The following is a 19,644-nucleotide window of genomic DNA, read 5'->3' on the forward strand; positions in this document are numbered from 1 at the left end:
TATTTCGTGCGTGAAGTTCTCATAAAATAGAGCCCGAATTAACGGGCTCTACGCTTCATTTCACTTCAATCAATCAATCAATCAATCTTTTCAACTCGTTGAATACTTTTTCGCTTACCGCGCTTTCTCCACCGAAGATGGTCAAATCTTTGACTTCTTGATCTGTGATATAAGCTGATACAGTTTCTGGAACTCTTGCGTGGACAAGCAATACCGCGCTATCCGCTTTGGCTGCTAGTGCTGCCCCAGTTAGTGCATCTGCGTATCCTGTGCCAGTCGCGACGTAGAGATGATCATTATCTACATTGTAATGTTCTGCAATTAGCGTGTTCGTGATATACCGATCTTTTCCGCCTAGGCGAGTCGCATTTGGTAGTTCAGCTTCGACAGCTTCAGAAATAACTGTTTTTCCGCCGACTGCGATTGTGTTCTTTGCACCTAAACGATCAAGTGCACCTTGTGTTTCGGCAGGTATTTCATCTGTTGTCGTTAACAGAATCGGCGTGCCTGCTTGTGCTGCGTGTGATGCGACAGATAGTGCATCCGGGAAGTCCATGCCGTTGGCGATGACAACTTCATCGGATCCGTTTGGCGCAATTAGGTTCGCAATTGCTGCCGCTGTTGCGAATCGGTTCGCACCGCCCGCGCGTTCTACTGTTAAATTCGCTTTGGTTAGCTTGTTTTCAACAATTTCACTGACTGCATTCTCGCCCCCAAGTACAATGACGATACTTGCACCTAGACGTTCAATTTCTTCGAGAACGCCATCTGTTAATTTTTTAGTTTGCGTCAATAAAATCGGTGCATCTACTGAATGTGCTAATGGCACACCTGCAAGTGCATCTGCGAAATTATCGCCGCGTGCAACGATTACCGTATCAGCTGATTCCCAACCGTTTTGGCTGATTTCAATTGCTGTTTGGTAACGATCTGGACCAAATATCCGATCGATTTCGCCCGGTAGTTCTTCAGAAACAATCGTGATCGTTCCTGTAGCTTCTTCTGTAGATTTATTGCCAGCAATGTCTGTTAACTCTACAATAACGACTGCATTATCAAACGCTGCTTCTGGAACAGTCCAAATCCCTTTGTAGAATCCAGGTGTGACTTCTTCCATTGCAGTTGCTGCTGAAGATTGTGGTGTTTTCTGACCAGGAAGTTGTATCGTAAAGCTTGCTTCCCCGCCTTTTGACGAACTTTCAAAAGTAACTTCGACTTCATCGCCGGGTTTGACTGTCAGGTCTTTTGACGGTTGCAGATTTTCAATAACTGGTGCTGTCTGATTCACAGTAATTGTAACTGTTTTCGTTTCTGTGTTACCGGCTAAATCAGCGGCAACTACTGTGATTTCGTTTTCGCCTTCTTTAACGATAATCTCTTTAGCGTAGCTACCGTTTTCTTCAACGCTTGCTTTCTCGCCGTTCACTGTAACCGAATCTAGATGTTCATCTGATACAATTCCTTCGACGATTACTGTACGTTGATTTGTTATGTCGCCATCTACTGGACTATCAAGCGTTAGTTCAGGCAACACCGTATCTAAAGTTACGACGACAGGGTGAGATTCAGTGATATCTTCGCCCTTTGATGATGTGATTGCGATCAATTCGTTCATGCCTTCAGTTAGTTTAGCATTTACCGCAAATTTGCCATCTTCTCCAATTTCGGCTGAACCTTGTGCTTCTCCATTATTCGTCAATTTAACTGTCGTTGTCGGTGAAGCTGTTCCTTGGACAGTAATGTCTGCTTCATTTGTGATTAATCCCTCAACTGGTGAAGTAATAGTAGGTGCACCGATTTCATATGACACGCGTGCACGAATCATATAGTTTCCTTCATCGGCTGGTGTTTTCTCCCACTGTCCGTCAATATATTGGTAGCTTCTCCCTGCATTCGGACCGTTTTCATCGGTTCCCAAACCAGGTGCATTTGGATCTGATTTGGTTTGGATATAAACCATATAGAAATCACCGTCGACGACGATATTGTGTTCCATTAGGTCAACAACTGTCCAAGTCCCATCTCGTAATGCAGTTGCATTGATTGGCCCTGCAAGTTTCTTCCCTGGGTTACCATTTGCTCCGGCATCCCAAACTTCGACTGCAAATTCGGTTCCACCCGGTACTGGCCATTCAGTATCCCAGAAACGGAATACGCCATCTGTTACGATTGCAGAATTTTTTCCTTCAGGTAGAGACATTTTAACCGCCCAACCATTTCCTCCGTCGTAAAATGCACGCGCATTCTCGGCTGTTCCATCGTCATAGCCAATTTCGCCACCCGGATAGGTGTAATGCGGCTCAAGCGAAACGTCGATTTCAAGACCGTCTTCATCAACAGTTACCTCGACTTCTTCACCATGGTAACCAAGTGCAAATACTTTTAAGGTATATGTTCCTTCGTAAGCAGTAATTGAATAGCTTCCATCTGTATCAGTCTTTACTGGTAAAATGTTTGCATCTTCAACTAAGAGTATCGTTGCCCCCTCGATTGCACTTCCTGTTTTCTTATCGGTAACTAGGCCTTCAATGGTACCTTTTACCGATTCTTCTAGAGTGAAATTCGCGTTTGTTTCTTCGCCATCTTTAATCGTTACCGTTTGTTGTTTAGATTCATAACCGTAAGCGCCTGCTTTTAGTGTGAATTCCCCAACTGGGAGAATCATTTTGTAGGATCCATCAGCAGGATTTGTAGCGACTGACTTTCCTGTTTCAATCACACTTACTTGTGCACCTAATGGAAGAACCGACGGACTAATTCTTTCGGCTTCTACTTTTGTCGTTTCTTCTTTTACTGTTTTATTTTCTTCTGCTTTTTTCTTTTCCGCTAGCGCTAGTGCCTGTTCTTTTGATAAATCCTTTGTTTTCTTATCGGTCGTTTTGACAAGATTTAATGATGTATTCGTTAGTGCAATATCATCAATATACCATCCTTCTTCTTCAAAACTTGGATCAGATGTAGCTTTGAAACCGATAAATACTGTTTCTCCCGCGTAATCTGACAAGTTAATCTCAGCACTTTCCCAATCGGCCGTATAGCCTGTTACCGTCATTAGTGGTGACCAATTTTCCTGATCTGTGGATATAACAACATACCCAAAGTCATAGGAAAAATCTCCACCATACGATTCAAAACTATGCCAGTGATTAAATTGTAAATAAGCTTCTCCATCAGCAGGTAGCTCGACTGGTGGCATTGAAAGCGTTGCATTCATCTCTGGTGCATAGTTGCCATCAAGATTTGTCGCATAGACTTTTTCACCTGAAAACGCTTTTCCAGGCCCAGTGGTCGGCACTCCCCATTCCCACGTATCATTCGTTCCGTTAGATGACCATCCATCAGGAGTTGCTTCAAAATCCTGCGTGTAACCTATTGAAATACCAGTTTCCACCAGCACTTCATATTCATCACTCGTAACTTCATTATTTCCAAAATCGTTAATCTTCCACTCGTATGTGATTGAACCTAAGTCAATTTCTCCACCTGGAATGGTTACAACATAATTTCCGTTTTTATAGTTCCCGGATTTACGTTTCGCATCCAATGTTTTCTCTTCACCGTCATTCACTTGATAATTAACTTTGACAGATGAGACGCTAACATTGTCAGTAACATCGATGTTTAAATTTAAATTTGCTCCTCTATATGTTTTTGATGGTGCTTTATGTTCGAAAGTAGGTGCTTCAGTATCTTCGCCTTCAATAGTTACCTGTCCCTTTACTGTACCGAGTCCATCTTGAAGTGCCGCAATCGCTAGAACCGCATCTACTAGACCATGACCGTATGCATTGTTCGGAACCTCTGGATATTCACTGTCAGTTAAAGGTGTTGTTGTGCTTAGCAATATTTCTTCCATTTCATCAACGGTAATTGCAGCATTCACTTGACGTAAAAGTGCCGCGACCGCAGCTACTGCTGGTCCTGACATTGACGTCCCATTCCAACCGCCTTCATAACCGCCACCAGGAACACTTGAACGAATATTTACGCCAGGTGCTATAATATCTGGTTTAACTTCGCCGTACGGAGAAGGTCCTCTTAATGAGAAATTCGCAACTTTATTATTGACATCAGTTGCCCCTGTGGCAAATGATTCTGGATAGTTTGCAGGTACTGCGACTGAACCAGGACCGCCCGGATTACCAAATGTAGTATTCCCCGCCGAAAACTCCGGGAATATTTCAGCTGCTCTCCAAGCTATGACTGCGTCACGGTACCATTCATCTAGACCTGGTCCACCGCCCCATGAATTATTTACGACATCCGGAGCATTGTTCACATCTCCGCCCGGCGCAAGCATCCATTCCGCCGCATCTAGTAAAATATCATCTGTTGTAAAACCAGCTTCATCAAATACTTTGGCAGCAATCCATTTCGCGCCAGGCGCCACTCCAACCTGGTTGGATCCATCTGGTTCGCTTCCTGTCATCGTTCCGGTAACGTGAGTTCCGTGACCGTGATCATCTAGTGGAGTAACGCTTCCTCCGGATGGGTCGAACCAGCTAGATGCATGGTCAACTTCTTCTGTTGCTGCATTATAACCACGATATTTCTCTTTCAAAGCTGGATGATCCCACTGAACGCCCGTGTCAATGCTGGCAACTACAGTTCCCGTGCCATCAAAACCTTGCGCCCAAGCTCCTGGTGCGTTTACACGTTCAACATTCCACTCAACGTTTGCTAATGTAGACTGAGGTGCTTCCTCGTCTGTAACAGTTGCTTCGTGTAATTCCCGTGTCTCGTTTGGCAATATTTTTTCAACTTCTGCAAAAGCTGCAATCTTTTGGGCAACTTCTTTAGTAGCTGTAACCGCCATTCCATTGACGATATAGTACGAATGGAAGCTTTCAACATGACCATTCTTCGTCTCATTTTCTAGAAATTCCGTAACATTTTGCTGAGATTCAATCGATACGGATTTTAGATCAGAAACGACGGCAGAGCGCTGTTGAAACTTCGCTTCCTGTGCAGATAGCTTACTTGACTGCGCACTCGTTCTCGCTTCCTTTGCAACTTTTGCAGGATTTGACTTTTCTTTGAATTTAACTAAAAACGTTACTTTTTCGTTGTTATCAAAATTACTCAATAAACGCTTACTTACTTTGTCTTTGGCGCTAGTTTTAGTATCGTTCACTGAATGATGCGTTTTGGTAGATGACTCTGCTGCAGCAAGTCCAGGTGCTAGTAGTGAAAAAATCATGAGAAAAGAGGCGAATATATTAAAAACCCTCTTTTGTGATTGCTTCTGTTTCCTCAATAAATTTTCCTCCCTTGAATTTATACTGTAATTTCGTGTGCGAGCCGTGATGTAGGTGCAAATCTACTTCTGATGCGTGTTTTTTGACATACAAAAAAACCTAAAAAGCATACTATATCCATAGTGAAGTTCATAGGTGTCGGTTTGTTCCAATCGATTGGCTATTATTTAATTTTTTTCCCCCCTATCATTACGACTAGTATGGAATACTATCAAATCCCCCCCGTTGTCATAGAAATATAGGAACGACTAAACCTTAGATTATTATGAAAAATTTGTCAAGAAATTAGTCCTCCTATTCTACCTAGTCTGACTTCAGTGAATTTAAACACAAAGGGGCTTTTAGACTCACTATTACGATTTGTTTCCCCACGAAAACCAAATCTTCTTTCCGATAAAACAGCAATAACAGGCCATGTTACCTAGTCTCATAATTAGGCCTAATGAATCGTTACGATTGCTAGTATCCTTTATAATTCAGTCCTTGAAAAAATTTTAAAATATAAAAAATAACCCACTTTTTGAGCAGTAGGTTATTTTAGGATTTACATTTTTTATATAGCACCTTTACCAAAAAACGTTTGTTTAATCGTCTTCATAATTATCTTTACATCCTGTAAGAAGCTTCGATTTTGAATGTATTCCAAATCTAATGCCACTTTTCGACCGTGGTTCATCTCGCTACGACCATTTACTTGTGCCCAACCGGTAATTCCTGGTTTCACCCGTAAACGATGAAATTGCTCAGCATCGTAACAGTTTGTGATTTCAATGATTTCAGGGCGTGGTCCGACGATGCTCATCTCCCCTGTTACTACATTAAAAAATTGCGGTAACTCGTCCAGGCTCGATTTCCTGAGAAACCGCCCGATTTTTGTTACATTCGGATCAAAATCATCTGTCATTTTAAAAACGAAGTCATCTGGAACACGTGTCGGCCAATTATATTTCGACTCGTTAGGTTCCTTCTGTTCCTGTTGGACTTTCATCGTCCGAAACTTATAAATATTGAACGTTTTCCCGTTTTGTCCTGCCCTTTGTTGTTGGAAAATGACCGGACCGCCATCTTCTAATTTCACAAGCAAGGATATTAACAGTAATATAGGGCTTATCGCAATAATGATAAAGACACTAAAGATGATATCGAACGTCCTTTTAGCCATTTTATAGAATACGTTTTCCGAGAAGTTCAATACTTCTTCTCTCTTCTGTTGATAATGCGGATTCATTTTTCACGCCTCCGTAGCCGTTCGCAATGCCGATTATTTGGTCGGGTTTTTCGATTTGGTTTACAATGACAGATCCTTCTTTTCCTATAATTCCACCAGCTACAACGGTAATGCCTTCTATCACTTTTTCGCCGCTCACTCGTTCAAAGAAATTGAAAGTAGGAAACAGACTAATAATCGATGCCTCCATGAATGGTAATGCAATTCGAACGTCTAGCCTGATTATTTTAGTGTTTTTAGCCAAAGCGCATGCAATATAATCTTCCGAAAAATTCCCGATTCCGCCGTCAATGGAAATCGATGCTGGATGCAACCATTTTGTATAAGTTTCACCGATTGCCTTTTCAGCAGATATGAATGGAATGATGGCATCTAGCATTCCTCCAAATCGACTTGTATCCATTTTCTCTACTTTATATTTGCTATAGAATGGGATAACCATATTAATCGTATCGACAATTTGACGCACTTTCTGTTCATTTCGACCATCGATAAATACTTGTATATTGCGCTCTGCTAATCGCAATGCTAGTTTGAATGCGATATTTCCAGTACCGATGATTAAGATGTTTTTCCCGGCAAGATTTCCTGAAAAATGGTGTTGAAGCAATACGTCTGTCGATTCAACCGCGAGATCATTTGGTTTGTTTGTATAGACTTCGGATTTTTGAATATGTTGTTTGGCGAGTGCATATAAGTCTATGTTTTGTTTAGACTCGCAATCGACAACGATTACAGGAATTTTCCCATCGACTTGATGAAAAAAGTCGACGGCGGTCGCTTCATCCGTGATAATAAAATTCAATGTGCGCTTATTCGCTATTTTACGATCCGGCAATCTGAGCATCGGCGTATTATGCTTCGCGGTTGTGCTGACATATAAATAGTTATAATCGCTGTAATTAATATTATTATCATTCATTATATGTCACGTCCATTCAACAATTAGTTTGTTTTCATCTCTTTAACTGGCGCAAGAAGTCTTCAGCTAACGTCTCCCAAGTGCAATATTCCAAGATGAATTGATGCCCTTGTTCGCCAAGTTCTTTCGCTTTCTGACGATCCAATTGCAGTTCACTTAACAGTTTCACTAAGTTTTCAGCCTGGTTTTCGCGAATTAGAATGCTTGGGTTTTCCGGATGAAGCGCATCTTGATCAATGTCTGTTGCTATGACAACAGGTAATTTCGCCGCCATATAATCGTACATCTTATTCGGACTGATTCCCCAATTAAAAACGGGTGAGTCGTGTAAAGGCAAGAGACCGACGTCGGCCTTCTTTAGGAAATTAGGAATATGTTCTTTCTTAATAGAACTTAGAAAAGATACATTTCCGATGTTTTCTTCACGTTGTCGTTTCTCTAATTCTTGTTTATGTACACCATCACCTAAGAAAATGAAATGGATATCATTTGCATGTTGCACTTCTAATTCCTTTGCAGCGTCAAGCACCATGTCTAAATTATTCGCCATGCCATGAGCACCGGTATATACTGCGATTAGTTTCCCGTCGTGTTTTTCAAAAACTGCGCTTACCTCTGCTGGTAATTCATGTGTTAAGTTATTCGTGTAATTTTCTAATTGGACGCCGTTTGATACGACCATCAGTTTTTCTTGCGCTACGCCGTTTTGCAACATATACTGCTGTGCTTTGTCGAATAATAAGAGTATTTTATCTGATGAATTGATCAGCCAACGTTCAATTTTCCGTAGCATTCTGACTTTGAAGCTTGTCGGTGAAGCATTCCCAAGGTCTATCATTGACTGTGGCCATAAATCCCGTTCTTCAAAGATAAAAAACGCCTTTTTATTCTTCGCAACTTTTGCTCCAGTAATTGCCGCAAAGGGATGCATTAATGAACCAATGACATGAGTTGGTTGATCTTTTAGAACATTTTTGATGAAGTAAGCTTTTATCGAGTACTCAAACATATTTATTACGCGTCTATAATCATTCTCTTTATACTTTATAGTTTTAATCCACACAAATTGAATGCCATCAAGCATTTCAATTTGATACCATTCGCTTTTTTTATACTGACGTTCCTCTTTTTTTGTTTGGTAATTAAAAGAGGCCGCGATGATTGTAACTTGATAACCCTTCTTTACTAACTCCCTTGCCAAGTCATAATGTCTTGTAAATCCTGAAGATCCCGGTCCTACCGCATAATGATTAAATATCCAAAGGTTCATGTATTTACTTCCTTACTGATTCCTTAACAATTGCTCGTTCGGAACCTTTCTAATTTCTTTTGCTGGGGAGCCCAATACAAGACTTTCTTTTTCGACGTTATTTGAGACAATACTACCCGCTGCAACGGTCCCGTCTTCGTCGATTGTCTTCCCCGGAAGAATCGTGGCATTCGCGCCAATCCGCCCACCATCTTTTATCGTTACACCCTTGAATTGGTCGAGTCTGTCTTTTGTTCGCCCCATGAAGTTGTCATTTGTCGTTACAACATTTGGCGCAATAAAAACATAATCGCCGAGCTCAGAATAAGCCGTAATATAACAATTCGTTTCCAATTTACAACGTTTACCCACGGTACAATCATTTTCTACAGCCACACCACGGCCAATAATTGTCGCCTCACCGATCTGAACCCGTTCACGAACCGTAGCCAGATCTGCGACAAATACATCATTGCCGATTTCCGCGTTTGCATAAATGATGGCTGATGTTCCGATTGTCACACTGTTTCCAATGTGGGCAGGGGGTAATTGATCAACATCCGGTAAAATAGAAGCTTTTGCCCGTGTCGGTTGCTTCCCGATGACTGCATTATCTTGGATGATACAATTATCACCTATCGTTGTTCCTTCATAAATAACGACGTTATTTCCTACTATTACATTTTCCCCGAATTTCACATTGTCGCTTATGACAACATTTTGTCCTTTTTTGAGTGTCAAAGTAGATTGCTCCTAACTGCGATTCCGATACGAGCCAGCTTATTTTATTCACAAATGAGATTTCATTATTGAGATAATTTTCTTTGCGGCTTCGCCGTCACCGTATAAGTCTTCAATCGGTTTGCCGTGTTTGATATTCGCTAGTATTTCTGGCAAGTTGTCGGTTAATGGGTTTACTAATTGGTTCCACCCAGCTTCAATCGTTTCCGTCCATTCAGTTTGATCGCGTAATGTGATACACGGCACTTTGGCGAAATAGGCTTCTTTTTGTACGCCGCCCGAATCGGTAACGATTGCTTTTGCATGCTTCTCTAATAGTAACATTTCTAGATAGGAGAGTGGTTCGATTATTTCAATTTTCGATGCTCTTTCTAGTATTGAATGTAATCCGAAGGTGTCAATTTTACTTTTCGTTCTTGGATGCAAGGGTAAAATGACTTTTTCATCAAGGGCTGCAAAAGCATTCAAAATTGCTTCCAAACGTTTCGGATCATCCGTGTTTTCAGCACGGTGAATGGTACTAAGTATATAATTACCACTTGTTAAATGATAATTTTCTAGGGAATGTGCCTGCTCTGCGATTTCCATGTTATAAAGAACAGCATCATACATAACATCACCGACCTGGTGAACGCCTTGTTGGATTCCTTCTTTCGCCAAATTTTCTACTGCCAAATCTGAAGGCGCAAATAATAAGGTTGCGACGTGATCTGTCATAATTCGGTTAATTTCTTCCGGCATTTTTTTATTGTAGCTCCGAAGTCCAGCTTCGATATGCACAAGTGGAATATGTAATTTGCTCGCAATTATTGCGCCGGCAAGCGTGGAATTCGTATCTCCATAGACAAGTATGATGTCAGGATTTTCTTTCTCTACCACTTCTTCAACAGCGATTAACATTTTCCCTGTTTGTCGGCCATGCGTATCCGATCCGATTCCTAAGTCATAATCGGGTTTCGGTATATTAAGCTCATCGAAAAATACACCCGCCATTTGATAATCATAATGTTGACCTGTATTTACGAGGACTTCTTCGAAAGACTCGCGCAGCACTCTGGAGACTGCAGCCACTTTCACTAGTTGTGGTCTGGTTCCAGCAATCGTCATCACTTTTTTCATGAATAAAACTCCAATACTTTTTCAATGACATAGTCTTGTTGGTCTTTCTTCAGTTCTGGGAACATCGGTAATGATAATGCTTCTTTCGCCGCTTTTTCAGTTTCTGGCAAATCGCCTACTTCATATCCGAGATCTTTGAACACAGGTTGAACATGTAAAGGAATTGGATAATAGATCATCGTTGATATGCCTTGTTCTTTTAAGAATTGTTGTAGTTCATCTCGATTTTCGACACGTAATGTGTATTGATGAAAGACGTGATAATTTCCTTCAACTTCAGTCGGTGTGATAACTGATTTGCATTCAGTTAATCTTTTCGTATAATAATCCGCATGTTTTCGACGTTTTTCGCTCCATGTCGATAAATGTGGAAGTTTCACGCTTAATATCGCGGCCTGCATTTCATCCAATCGGCTGTTATAGCCTAAAACATGATGGTGATATTTCGGTTTGCTTCCATGAACGCGAATAATTCGCGCTTGTTCGGCCAGGTCATCGTTATTCGACACAATCATTCCGCCGTCTCCGTACGCCCCTAGATTTTTCGTCGGGAAGAAGCTATATGTTGCCGCGCTGCTTAATTCACCGACTTGTTTTCCGTTATAGGTCGCGCCGATTGCTTGCGCGGCATCTTCGATGACATGTAAATTATATTTTTCGGCGAGTGCCATAATCGGATCCATATCTGCCAGTTGTCCGTATAGATGAACCGGCAAGATTGCCTTCGTTTTCTCTGTTATCGCCGCTTCAATTTTGGACGGATCGATATTGAAAGTAATTGGGTCGATATCGACGAAAACAGGCTTCGCATTCGCACGGGCTATTGCGCCCGCTGTCGCGAAAAAGGTGAAGGCTGTCGTGATGACTTCGTCGCCTTTTTGAATACCCGCAGCTTGAAGGGCGATATGAATCGCATCGGATCCATTCCCCACACCGATTCCGTGTTTTGTCTCGCTCATTTCGGCGATGTATTTCTCCACTTGTTTAACATGACTTCCAAGAATAAATTGCGATGAAGACATGACTTCATCTAGCTTTGTTAAAATATCATCCCTCATCGACGAATATTGTTCAGATAAATCTAGCATTGGAACAATCATTTTCCGCTCTCCTTTACAGCTTCATAAAGCGCTCTATATTCATTTGCAATATCATGCCAATTAAATCGTTTAGATTCTTGGATGCAGTTATTAGATATCTCGGTATAACTGTTCTGGATTAGGTCGATACTTTCGGCCATATCATATACATCGTCAGGATATGATGAATAACCAACTACGCCTTCAGGAAAAAATCCATCAATCCCCTCGCCGCGCGTATAGATAATCGGCAAGCCCCGTGACATCGCTTCAACATAGGAAATTCCGAAAGTTTCTTTATATGAAGGCAGGATGAAGACATCTGATTCATCCGCCAGTGCGCGCAACTTTTCAATAGATACATTTCCGTGGAAATAAACCATTTCTTGTAAATTGAGCCATTTGCACTCGGTCATCAATTTCTTTTTTAACGGTCCATCACCCGCTACGTTTAAGAAGATTTCCTTATCGTCATCGTATTTAAGACTATGCACCAGTTTTAGCACGGTACTCAGGTTTTTATTTTTATCTAATGATCCAGTAAATAATAATCGAATCGGTTTGATACTATCGTTTCTTTGAATAGGCGTCGTTTCGAACCATTTATCATCGATGCCATTCGGAATCACTTTTGTTTTATGTTCAATTGCCTTCACAACTTTTTTGGGCAATACATCGAAAGTCTGCTTTTTATAAGCATGTGATATAAAAACGACGGCTGACGCATGTTTTAGCACCTGATGAATAAATGGTCGATGGAAAAAGGCATATTTATAAAACGCATAAATATCCGCGCTGCGAACCGAAACTACGTAGTTAAGTCCATACTTTTGATGCAATAAATACGCCGTTCCACCGTCGCTAAATAGCGTATGTGCATGAATTAGATCGAATTCTTTTATGTCAGGGATTTTTTCTTCAATTCTTTTTAACTGTTTTTTTATCTTCCCTTTATATAAAAAGCGATCCTGTTTTTTTAATATATAATCATAATGAAATTCAAGTTGATCTGAGTCGACAATATTTCGATTTTCAAGTTCTTTTGACTTTATCGGAATGTACATCGTTTGCTGGACATTTTTTGAAAGCATTGTCGACGTCAGCTTTTGATGAAGTTTATTGGCTATGAAATAGGAGTTCAATTGAAGCATGTTTATGGTTTCCAATCAATTTCCCCCATTTCGATTTAAAACTGAATCATATAAGTCTATTAACTGTTTAACGACTTTCGATAAAGTAAAGTTGCTTTTGATCATACTTTCGGCATTTTTGCCTATGTTATGACGTAATTCTTCGTCATTGAATAGTCGAGCGAGCACTTCTTTTAGTTCCAAATAATCTTTTGGTTTAACTAAAAAGCCATTTTCCCCGTTACTTACAACGTCTTCGATTCCTTCGCCAAGACATGCAATGACCGGCAAACCTTGTGACATCGCTTCTACATACACCATTCCAAAACCTTCTTGCCAACTAGGCATTGTGAATATATCCGATTTTTGCAGTTGTTGCAGAACTTCTTGTCTGTTCAATAGACCTAAAAAGGATACTTCATTGTCCAAATCGTACTTTGTGACAAGCGCTTTTAAACTTTCTTTTTCTTCACCTTCACCGACAATTGAATAATGAAAGGTAAATCCTTCTGCTTTTAATTCACTTAAAGCTTCGAGATTATAATTTAGTCCTTTGGTATGTTTGAGATTCGAGATGCTGATTAATTGAATCGGCTGCTTAGTACTTCGTTTTACGCTTGACGCATCAGTAAATAGTGTAGGCAAACCATTGTTGATCACGACGCTCCGATCATTTTCTGTCGATAATTGTTGTTCTTTAAGTCGCAATAATTTATTGCTAACAAAAACAGTCGCATCAGATTGTTCGATGACGAATTCGATTTTCTCTTTGCATTTTGCACTTTTATGTATGACGGTTTGAACGTCTTGCCCGTGAATTGTTGTGATGACGGGAATACCCAGTTTTTCACCGAGCTTTATCGCTGCGTAGCCATCTGGTAGCGCGACATGGGCGTGGATCAAATCGAAGTGATGTAATTCATGCAACCTCGTCGCTTTCTCAACAATTCCGTTATACATCCGTGTTCCCGATGTATGGTAAAAAAAGTTGCGCGGAATAACCAAATAATTGTTGAAATGGACAGGTATTCCGTCAAGCTCAACAAATGAAGGCTGTTCATAGTAATTTTTCCACTTCTGGGATATGTACGATAAAACTTTCGCACTTTTCGACAATGTGCATAGTACGACAACCTCAATCCCTTGTCTTTGCAGTTCAACCACTTGTTCGTGGACAAACGTACCTGAATTGGGATTATTAAGATGGGGGTACATATGAGACATAACTAAAACCTTCAAGTTATTCCTCCAGTGTTCAATTTCTTTTTTAAGTATTCACCGTTTGTAATTTTGTACGTCCAAATCGCAAACACCAAATTATTAAATGCGCTAATAAGCGAGAAATAAAGTAAAAAAGTCATGAATTCTAGCTTCAAGAAAAATGACAATCCAAAATAAATCGTCAACAAGATATTTTGAGCACCTGAAAGCATTAACGCCTTTTTTTGTTCACCGACTAATATATAAGTCTGGGAAATTGGCGATGAAATAAAGTTAATCGAAATCCAGATAATCAAAATGGACGCAATTTTCCCAGCACCAATCCACTTTTCACCTAAGAATAAATCGAAGATCGTTTCAGAGAAAAATGCGAATACAATAAATAACGGTGTCGAAACAAAGATTAGTTTTATGATTAATCCTTTTGTTTTAGCACGAACCCGGTCATATTGTTTTTCTTGTAGCATTTTAGCCACTTCGCGATTGTATACTTGCGACAAACTAGTTCCGATTAAACTAATTGGAGCCTTCAACACGCGAAGTACCACCGCAAATAAACCTACATAGGCCATATTATAGAGAATCGTAATCATGACGATAATCAAGTTAGCGGATACGATATCCAAAATAGCATGCGGCACATTGTACTTTGGAAATGATGAATATTCTTTTGCGGTTTCTATCATTCCAGCGCGACTTTTTCTAAATTTCCATGTTGATAGTGGAAATTGTTTGGGCATATACAAAAATAAACAGACACCAAAAACGGAGACTAGCTGCGCGATTAATAAATATTCCACGGATGAATCCCTATAAAACGTCGGAAACAGTATCGCCAATCCGACAAAAACAACTGACATAATAATGCGAGACATAGACATTTTCAAATAACGATCAAAACGATTGTTATAATAATAAAATGCTTGGTAAATTGCCGTGAAAAATGTAATACATATGAGAAGGATTAGGACTGTCCCCGTCAAACCCTTCTCTTTTAATAACGGCATTTTGTATAGTTGTGCGAGAAATACTACCGCAATGCTGATTAACGATAAAGCAAACGAATTGATAACGATAATCCGTAAAAGGTTTTTTCGATTTATTTTCTTCTTTCGGCAAGATGACCGCTTTATCGTAATTTAATGTCGATATGATAATAAAAAATGTACTAATTGTCATTGCGATTGTAAAAACGCCGTAATCATCCGGTGTAAAGAGCCGGGTAATGATTGGCAACGTTAAGAAGTTAATAAGTTGCGAAAAAGACAATCCGATTAGTAGATATAATGAGTTTCTTTTCGTGCTAGTTTTAGTCGACATTTTATATCTTCTGATAGCTCGGGTTAATGTCCGCGCGATTTACCGCAGAATTGCGTGTATCAATGATTAAATTGGCGTATTTATGTAGCAAGTCATAATCAAACACGCTATGATCCGTCGCGATAATCACGAGGTCCGCTTCGACTAGCTTCTCTTTCGTAAGCGCCACTGTTTCAACTAACTCATCATTGACTACGAATTGCGGTATATATGGGTCGACAACTTCCCATTCAGCACCAAGTTCGGAGAGCTTTTTCAGTACAGGCAATATAGGCGACTCCCTGTAATCATCAATGTCTTTTTTATAGGCGACCCCGAGTACGATAATTTTCGAACCATTCACCGATTTTCGTTGTTCATTTAACACTTCGGTACAACGTTGAATAATGAAATCTGGCATACTGTCATTTATTTCACCGGCGGATTCGATTAGTTTCATGTGGTAATTATGTTCTCGCGCAATCCAAGTTAAATACCACGGATCTATTGGTATGCAATGGCCGCCGATTCCTGGTCCCGGATAAAACGGCATAAAACCATATGGCTTTGTCGCTGCTGCATCAATGACTTCCCACACATCAATGTCCATTTTATGGCATAGGATTGCCATTTCATTGGCAAGCGCAATGTTAATATTTCGAAAGGTGTTTTCCAACAGTTTTTCCATTTCCGCGACTTTCGGGCTCGATACTTCGTGCACGTCGCCGTCCAGAACTGCGCGGTATAATGCCGCCGCCACTTTTGTGCATTCTTCCGTTACACCCCCGACAACTTTCGGTGTGTTTTTCGTGTTGAATTGTTTATTCCCAGGATCTACACGTTCTGGCGAGTAGGCTAGAAAGATATTTTCACCAATGATAAAACCCGCTTCTTCCAGGATTGGTTTAATGAGTTTTTCCGTAGTTCCAGGGTACGTCGTGCTTTCTAGGACAACCAGTGTGCCCGGACTAATATTAGCCGCAATGGATCTAGCGGAACTCTCGACATATTGCATATTCGGTTGTTTATAGATATCTAATGGCGTCGGGACGCAAATTGCAACTGCATCAACATCTTGCAGAAAAGCGTAGTCGCTCGTCGCTGTCAATCGCTGCTTATTCACTAAGTGTTGAAGATCTTCTTGAACGACATCTCCAATATAGTTATTTCCGTCGTTTACCATGCCGACCTTTTCTTCTTGTATGTCAAAACCAATCACAGTAAAACCGGCTTTCGCTTTTTCTACAGCTAGCGGGAGACCGACGTAACCAAGACCGACGACACCAATTGTAGCTTTTTTAGACTCGAACTGCTTGATAAGATTTTGTGGTCTTGCTTTTGTTTTTGTCATTCGGCTCTCCTCTTTCCTTAATTTTAACCAGCCTATTTTTCTCGGCGGATTCGTAGAATGCTAGAACGATTTCAACAGCATTGCGCCCGTCTTCGCCGGAAATTACAGGTGCTTTATCTTCATTAATCGCTTCAATCATATCTCGAATGATTCGCTCATGTCCGGGTGTGCCCCAAGGATCCGACTCAACTTCACTAATCATTTGACCGATTTCTTTTTCAGTTAAATTTTCAATTTCCAAAGTTTCAAAATAAAGCGCATGTGCTCCGCCTATTTTCACGGTTCCTTTTTCACCGAAAATCGTCAGGGATTCTTCATAGTTTTGCGGATAAACGGTTGTCGATGCTTGAACTGTCGCAAGTGCACCCGATTCAAAACGAATGACACCCGTCGACACGTCTTCTACCTCAATGTCACGAAGGCGAGTCGCTCCCATACTAAATACTTCTGTCGGTGTTCCCATGAACGACAAAAGTAAATCCAAGTTATGGATTGCTTGATTCATTAATACGCCGCCGTCCTGTTCTTTTGTACCGCGCCATGGTGCTTGGTCGTAGTAATGTTGCCCGCGGTTCCAATTAACGACACAGAGCGCGTGACTAATTTTACCTAAGTGTCCTTCTTGCATAATTTCATGCAACTTCATAACGGCTGGACGAAACCGATTCGGATGGACGACCGCAAGTTTCACATTATTCGTTTTGGTTGCTTGGAGGATCCGGTCCGTATCTTCGAGAGATAGTGCCATCGGTTTTTCAACTATTATATGTTTCCCGTAAAATGCTGCAAGTTCAGCAATATTCGCATGCGACCCGCTTGGCGTACAAATGTTGACGATATCTATGTTTTCAGAAGCCAACATTTCTTCTATATTTGTATACGCTGTCGCGCCAAATTCTATTTCATAACGTTTCATTGCCGCAGGATTTTTATCGCAAACCGCCACAATTTTCGAACCGCTAATTTTTTTTATTGTTTCTGCATGTTTTATTGAAATAAAACCGCATCCGATGATAGCAAAATTCATGTATAACCCTCACAATGTTATTGATAATTTTAGGTGATGCGTTTCTTCAATATTATAATTATATCATAGTATCTCGTTTCGCTGACATGTTATCACGTTTTTACGATGATTGTAAATTTATACATAATAGATTAGAGGGATGGCGAACGGTGTTATTATATGGAGTCATCTGGAGGGGGTTCTCTGAATAAACTGATGGTAAAATAGGTTTTGATTGCACATATACGACCTTTGCTTGCACTCAAAAGATTTCGCTTGCAAGTCAGGACCTTTCCCCCTCACGAAACGCTAGTATCTTTTTGATTAAGAACAAAAAAAGCATAAGAGGAAGTTCCTCTTACACTTTTCATTCTGTCGCTTATTTCACTTCAGCTTTGCTATTTAGTCTTCTAGCCATTCCATCATCGCGGTGTTTCTTTTTCTCTTTTTTACTCATTTTCCCGTATTCCTTCAGGAAATTATCGTAGTTTTTAAGGACTTCCTGTGCGTCTCCGAATTCTTTTAGGACGCCATATTCGAGCCACAAGACCTTTTCACAAAACTGTTTCATTTGCCCAATTGAGTGACTGACGAAAAACATTGTTTTACCTTGCTCTTTAAACTCATGCATTTTCGCCAAACTTTTTTCTGCGAATGCTTTATCACCAACAGATAAAGCTTCATCAATAATGAGTATATCGGGATTGACTCTAACTGAAATTGAAAACCCGAGTCGGGACTTCATCCCGCTCGAATAGGATTTCACTGGTTGATCAATAAACTTTTCCAGCTCAGCGAACTCAATGATTTCATCTTCCATTCCCAAAATTTCCTTCTTAGAAAAACCGAGCATCAATAATTTCAACTCAATATTTTCTCGTCCAGTCAGTTTATTATCTAGTCCGGCATTCACAGCGATTAATGCAACATCACCATCAATCTCTATAGAGCCGGATGTTTTCGGAACGATTCCTGCCAATAAGTTTGCAAGAGTAGACTTCCCGGAGCCGTTAACTCCGACAAAACCAATAATATCGCCTTTTTCGACTTCAAAAGACACATCTCTTAACGCGTAGAAAGATTCCCCGTATTCTTTATGAGGAAGAAGCAAGTCAAGAATACGCTCAGACTTGCTTGAAAACAATTTATATTCTTTCGACAAATCTTTAACAACAACTGATTTCGACATTTAAATTCACTTCCATATTTACAGAAAGTCAATAAACTGACTTCTGAACTTTACGTGCAAATAAGATCCAATCATGAATAGAACGAGCAGTAACCCGAAAAAGTACAGCGTGTACATTGGATTCTCTAAGAAATACCAACTTTGACCCAATAATGTATTTCTATACCCTTCTATAATAAAGTAGAAAGGATTTAGTTTTAACCATGGTTGCCAACTTTCAGGAAGCAAGGTTGGCGGCCAAAGGATTGGCGATAAATACAACAGCATTCTCATCGTAGCTTGCAACATCATCGCAACATCTCGAACAATCGTTGCAAGGGTTGATGTAATCAGTGACAAGCTAAATAGTAACGCTACAGCCGCAAAAGTATAAATGGGTAATTGCAAATAATAAATGGATATCGGAAAACCCATAAATTGCAAAATGATGATGCCAATAACCAACAAAAATAGATGAGGGTAAAACTGCGAAACGACAATATAATTAGGAATTACACTCATCGGAAAGTTCATCTTCGATAACATTCTAATTTTTTGATAGATCGACCTAGTCGCCTTCATTAACCCTTGGTTCAGAAAGAACCACACTAAAATCCCTGCAAATAACCATTGGAAATATTCAACATCTCCGATTGGTTCTCGTTGTCTAATTCCAAAACCAAATACAAACCAATAAATCATTATTTGGATCGCTGGGTTAATAATTTCCCAAGCTGCCCCTAGATAATTTCCGCTTGTTTGGCTTTTTATTTCATACCAAGAGAGTCTTCTCAGGAGATGGAAATTTTTTATTTGTTCTTTCAATACGATGATTGAAGATTTCATATATCTTCCTCACTTGCCTTTTATCAT

15 protein-coding genes are annotated in these 19,644 nt (G+C 40.2%); all 15 read right to left on the reverse strand.

Annotated elements, in window-relative coordinates; all coding sequences use genetic code 11:
- Positions 1 to 73: 73 nt before the first annotated feature.
- The 15 genes from J4G36_RS10865 to J4G36_RS10935 all read right to left on the reverse strand — a co-directional run bounded on the left by J4G36_RS10865 (position 74) and on the right by J4G36_RS10935 (position 19,617).
- The gene (locus J4G36_RS10865) at positions 74 to 5,257 is read right to left on the reverse strand and encodes a S8 family serine peptidase (protein ID WP_210470015.1); all 5,184 of its coding nucleotides are present in this window, start codon (positions 5,255 to 5,257) and stop codon (positions 74 to 76) included.
- A gap of 554 nt (positions 5,258 to 5,811) precedes the next feature.
- Positions 5,812 to 6,486, reverse strand: a complete 675-nt coding sequence (locus J4G36_RS10870) for a sugar transferase (protein WP_210470016.1) — start codon at positions 6,484 to 6,486, stop codon at positions 5,812 to 5,814.
- On the reverse strand, positions 6,422 to 7,408 hold the full coding sequence (locus tag J4G36_RS10875) for an NAD(P)-binding domain-containing protein (RefSeq protein WP_210470017.1): 987 nt from the start codon (positions 7,406 to 7,408) through the stop codon (positions 6,422 to 6,424). Before J4G36_RS10875 ends, J4G36_RS10870 begins: the two co-directional genes overlap by 65 nt.
- Positions 7,409 to 7,442: 34 nt before the next feature.
- Positions 7,443 to 8,678 carry a glycosyltransferase family 4 protein gene (locus J4G36_RS10880; RefSeq protein WP_210470018.1) on the reverse strand — a complete coding sequence of 412 codons (1,236 nt, stop codon included), beginning with the start codon at positions 8,676 to 8,678 and terminating at the stop codon, positions 7,443 to 7,445.
- A gap of 12 nt (positions 8,679 to 8,690) precedes the next feature.
- Positions 8,691 to 9,398, reverse strand: coding sequence for an acyltransferase (locus J4G36_RS10885; protein ID WP_210470019.1), 708 nt, complete (start codon positions 9,396 to 9,398; stop codon positions 8,691 to 8,693).
- 48 nt (positions 9,399 to 9,446) lie between these two features.
- Positions 9,447 to 10,517, reverse strand: a complete 1,071-nt coding sequence (gene wecB, locus J4G36_RS10890; RefSeq protein ID WP_210470020.1) for a non-hydrolyzing UDP-N-acetylglucosamine 2-epimerase — start codon at positions 10,515 to 10,517, stop codon at positions 9,447 to 9,449.
- Positions 10,514 to 11,617, reverse strand: coding sequence for a DegT/DnrJ/EryC1/StrS family aminotransferase (locus tag J4G36_RS10895; RefSeq protein ID WP_210470021.1), 1,104 nt, complete (start codon positions 11,615 to 11,617; stop codon positions 10,514 to 10,516). The genes wecB and J4G36_RS10895 overlap by 4 nt, the downstream gene beginning before the upstream one ends.
- Entirely contained in the window at positions 11,614 to 12,762 is a 1,149-nt protein-coding gene (locus tag J4G36_RS10900; RefSeq protein ID WP_210470022.1) for a glycosyltransferase family 4 protein, read from the reverse strand. The genes J4G36_RS10895 and J4G36_RS10900 overlap by 4 nt, the downstream gene beginning before the upstream one ends.
- Positions 12,763 to 13,965 carry a glycosyltransferase gene (locus J4G36_RS10905; protein WP_210470023.1) on the reverse strand — a complete coding sequence of 401 codons (1,203 nt, stop codon included), beginning with the start codon at positions 13,963 to 13,965 and terminating at the stop codon, positions 12,763 to 12,765.
- Positions 13,962 to 14,954, reverse strand: coding sequence for an oligosaccharide flippase family protein (locus tag J4G36_RS18540; RefSeq protein ID WP_256439582.1), 993 nt, complete (start codon positions 14,952 to 14,954; stop codon positions 13,962 to 13,964). Before J4G36_RS18540 ends, J4G36_RS10905 begins: the two co-directional genes overlap by 4 nt.
- The gene (locus J4G36_RS18710; protein ID WP_210470025.1) at positions 14,854 to 15,267 is read right to left on the reverse strand and encodes a lipopolysaccharide biosynthesis protein; all 414 of its coding nucleotides are present in this window, start codon (positions 15,265 to 15,267) and stop codon (positions 14,854 to 14,856) included. Before J4G36_RS18710 ends, J4G36_RS18540 begins: the two co-directional genes overlap by 101 nt.
- Before the next feature lies 1 nt (position 15,268).
- On the reverse strand, positions 15,269 to 16,597 hold the full coding sequence (locus tag J4G36_RS10920) for a nucleotide sugar dehydrogenase (protein ID WP_210470026.1): 1,329 nt from the start codon (positions 16,595 to 16,597) through the stop codon (positions 15,269 to 15,271).
- Positions 16,545 to 17,624 (reverse strand): Gfo/Idh/MocA family protein, encoded by a 1,080-nt coding sequence (locus J4G36_RS10925; RefSeq protein ID WP_210470027.1) that lies wholly within the window; start codon positions 17,622 to 17,624, stop codon positions 16,545 to 16,547. The genes J4G36_RS10920 and J4G36_RS10925 overlap by 53 nt, the downstream gene beginning before the upstream one ends.
- 358 nt (positions 17,625 to 17,982) lie before the next feature.
- Positions 17,983 to 18,792: a teichoic acids export ABC transporter ATP-binding subunit TagH gene (gene tagH, locus J4G36_RS10930; protein WP_210470028.1), complete on the reverse strand. Its 810-nt coding sequence runs from the start codon at positions 18,790 to 18,792 to the stop codon at positions 17,983 to 17,985.
- 18 nt (positions 18,793 to 18,810) lie between these two features.
- Entirely contained in the window at positions 18,811 to 19,617 is an 807-nt protein-coding gene (locus J4G36_RS10935; protein WP_210470029.1) for an ABC transporter permease, read from the reverse strand.
- Positions 19,618 to 19,644 lie beyond the last annotated feature (27 nt).

This window comes from Sporosarcina sp. 6E9, assembly GCF_017921835.1.
Taxonomy (GTDB): Bacteria; Bacillota; Bacilli; order Bacillales_A; family Planococcaceae; genus Sporosarcina.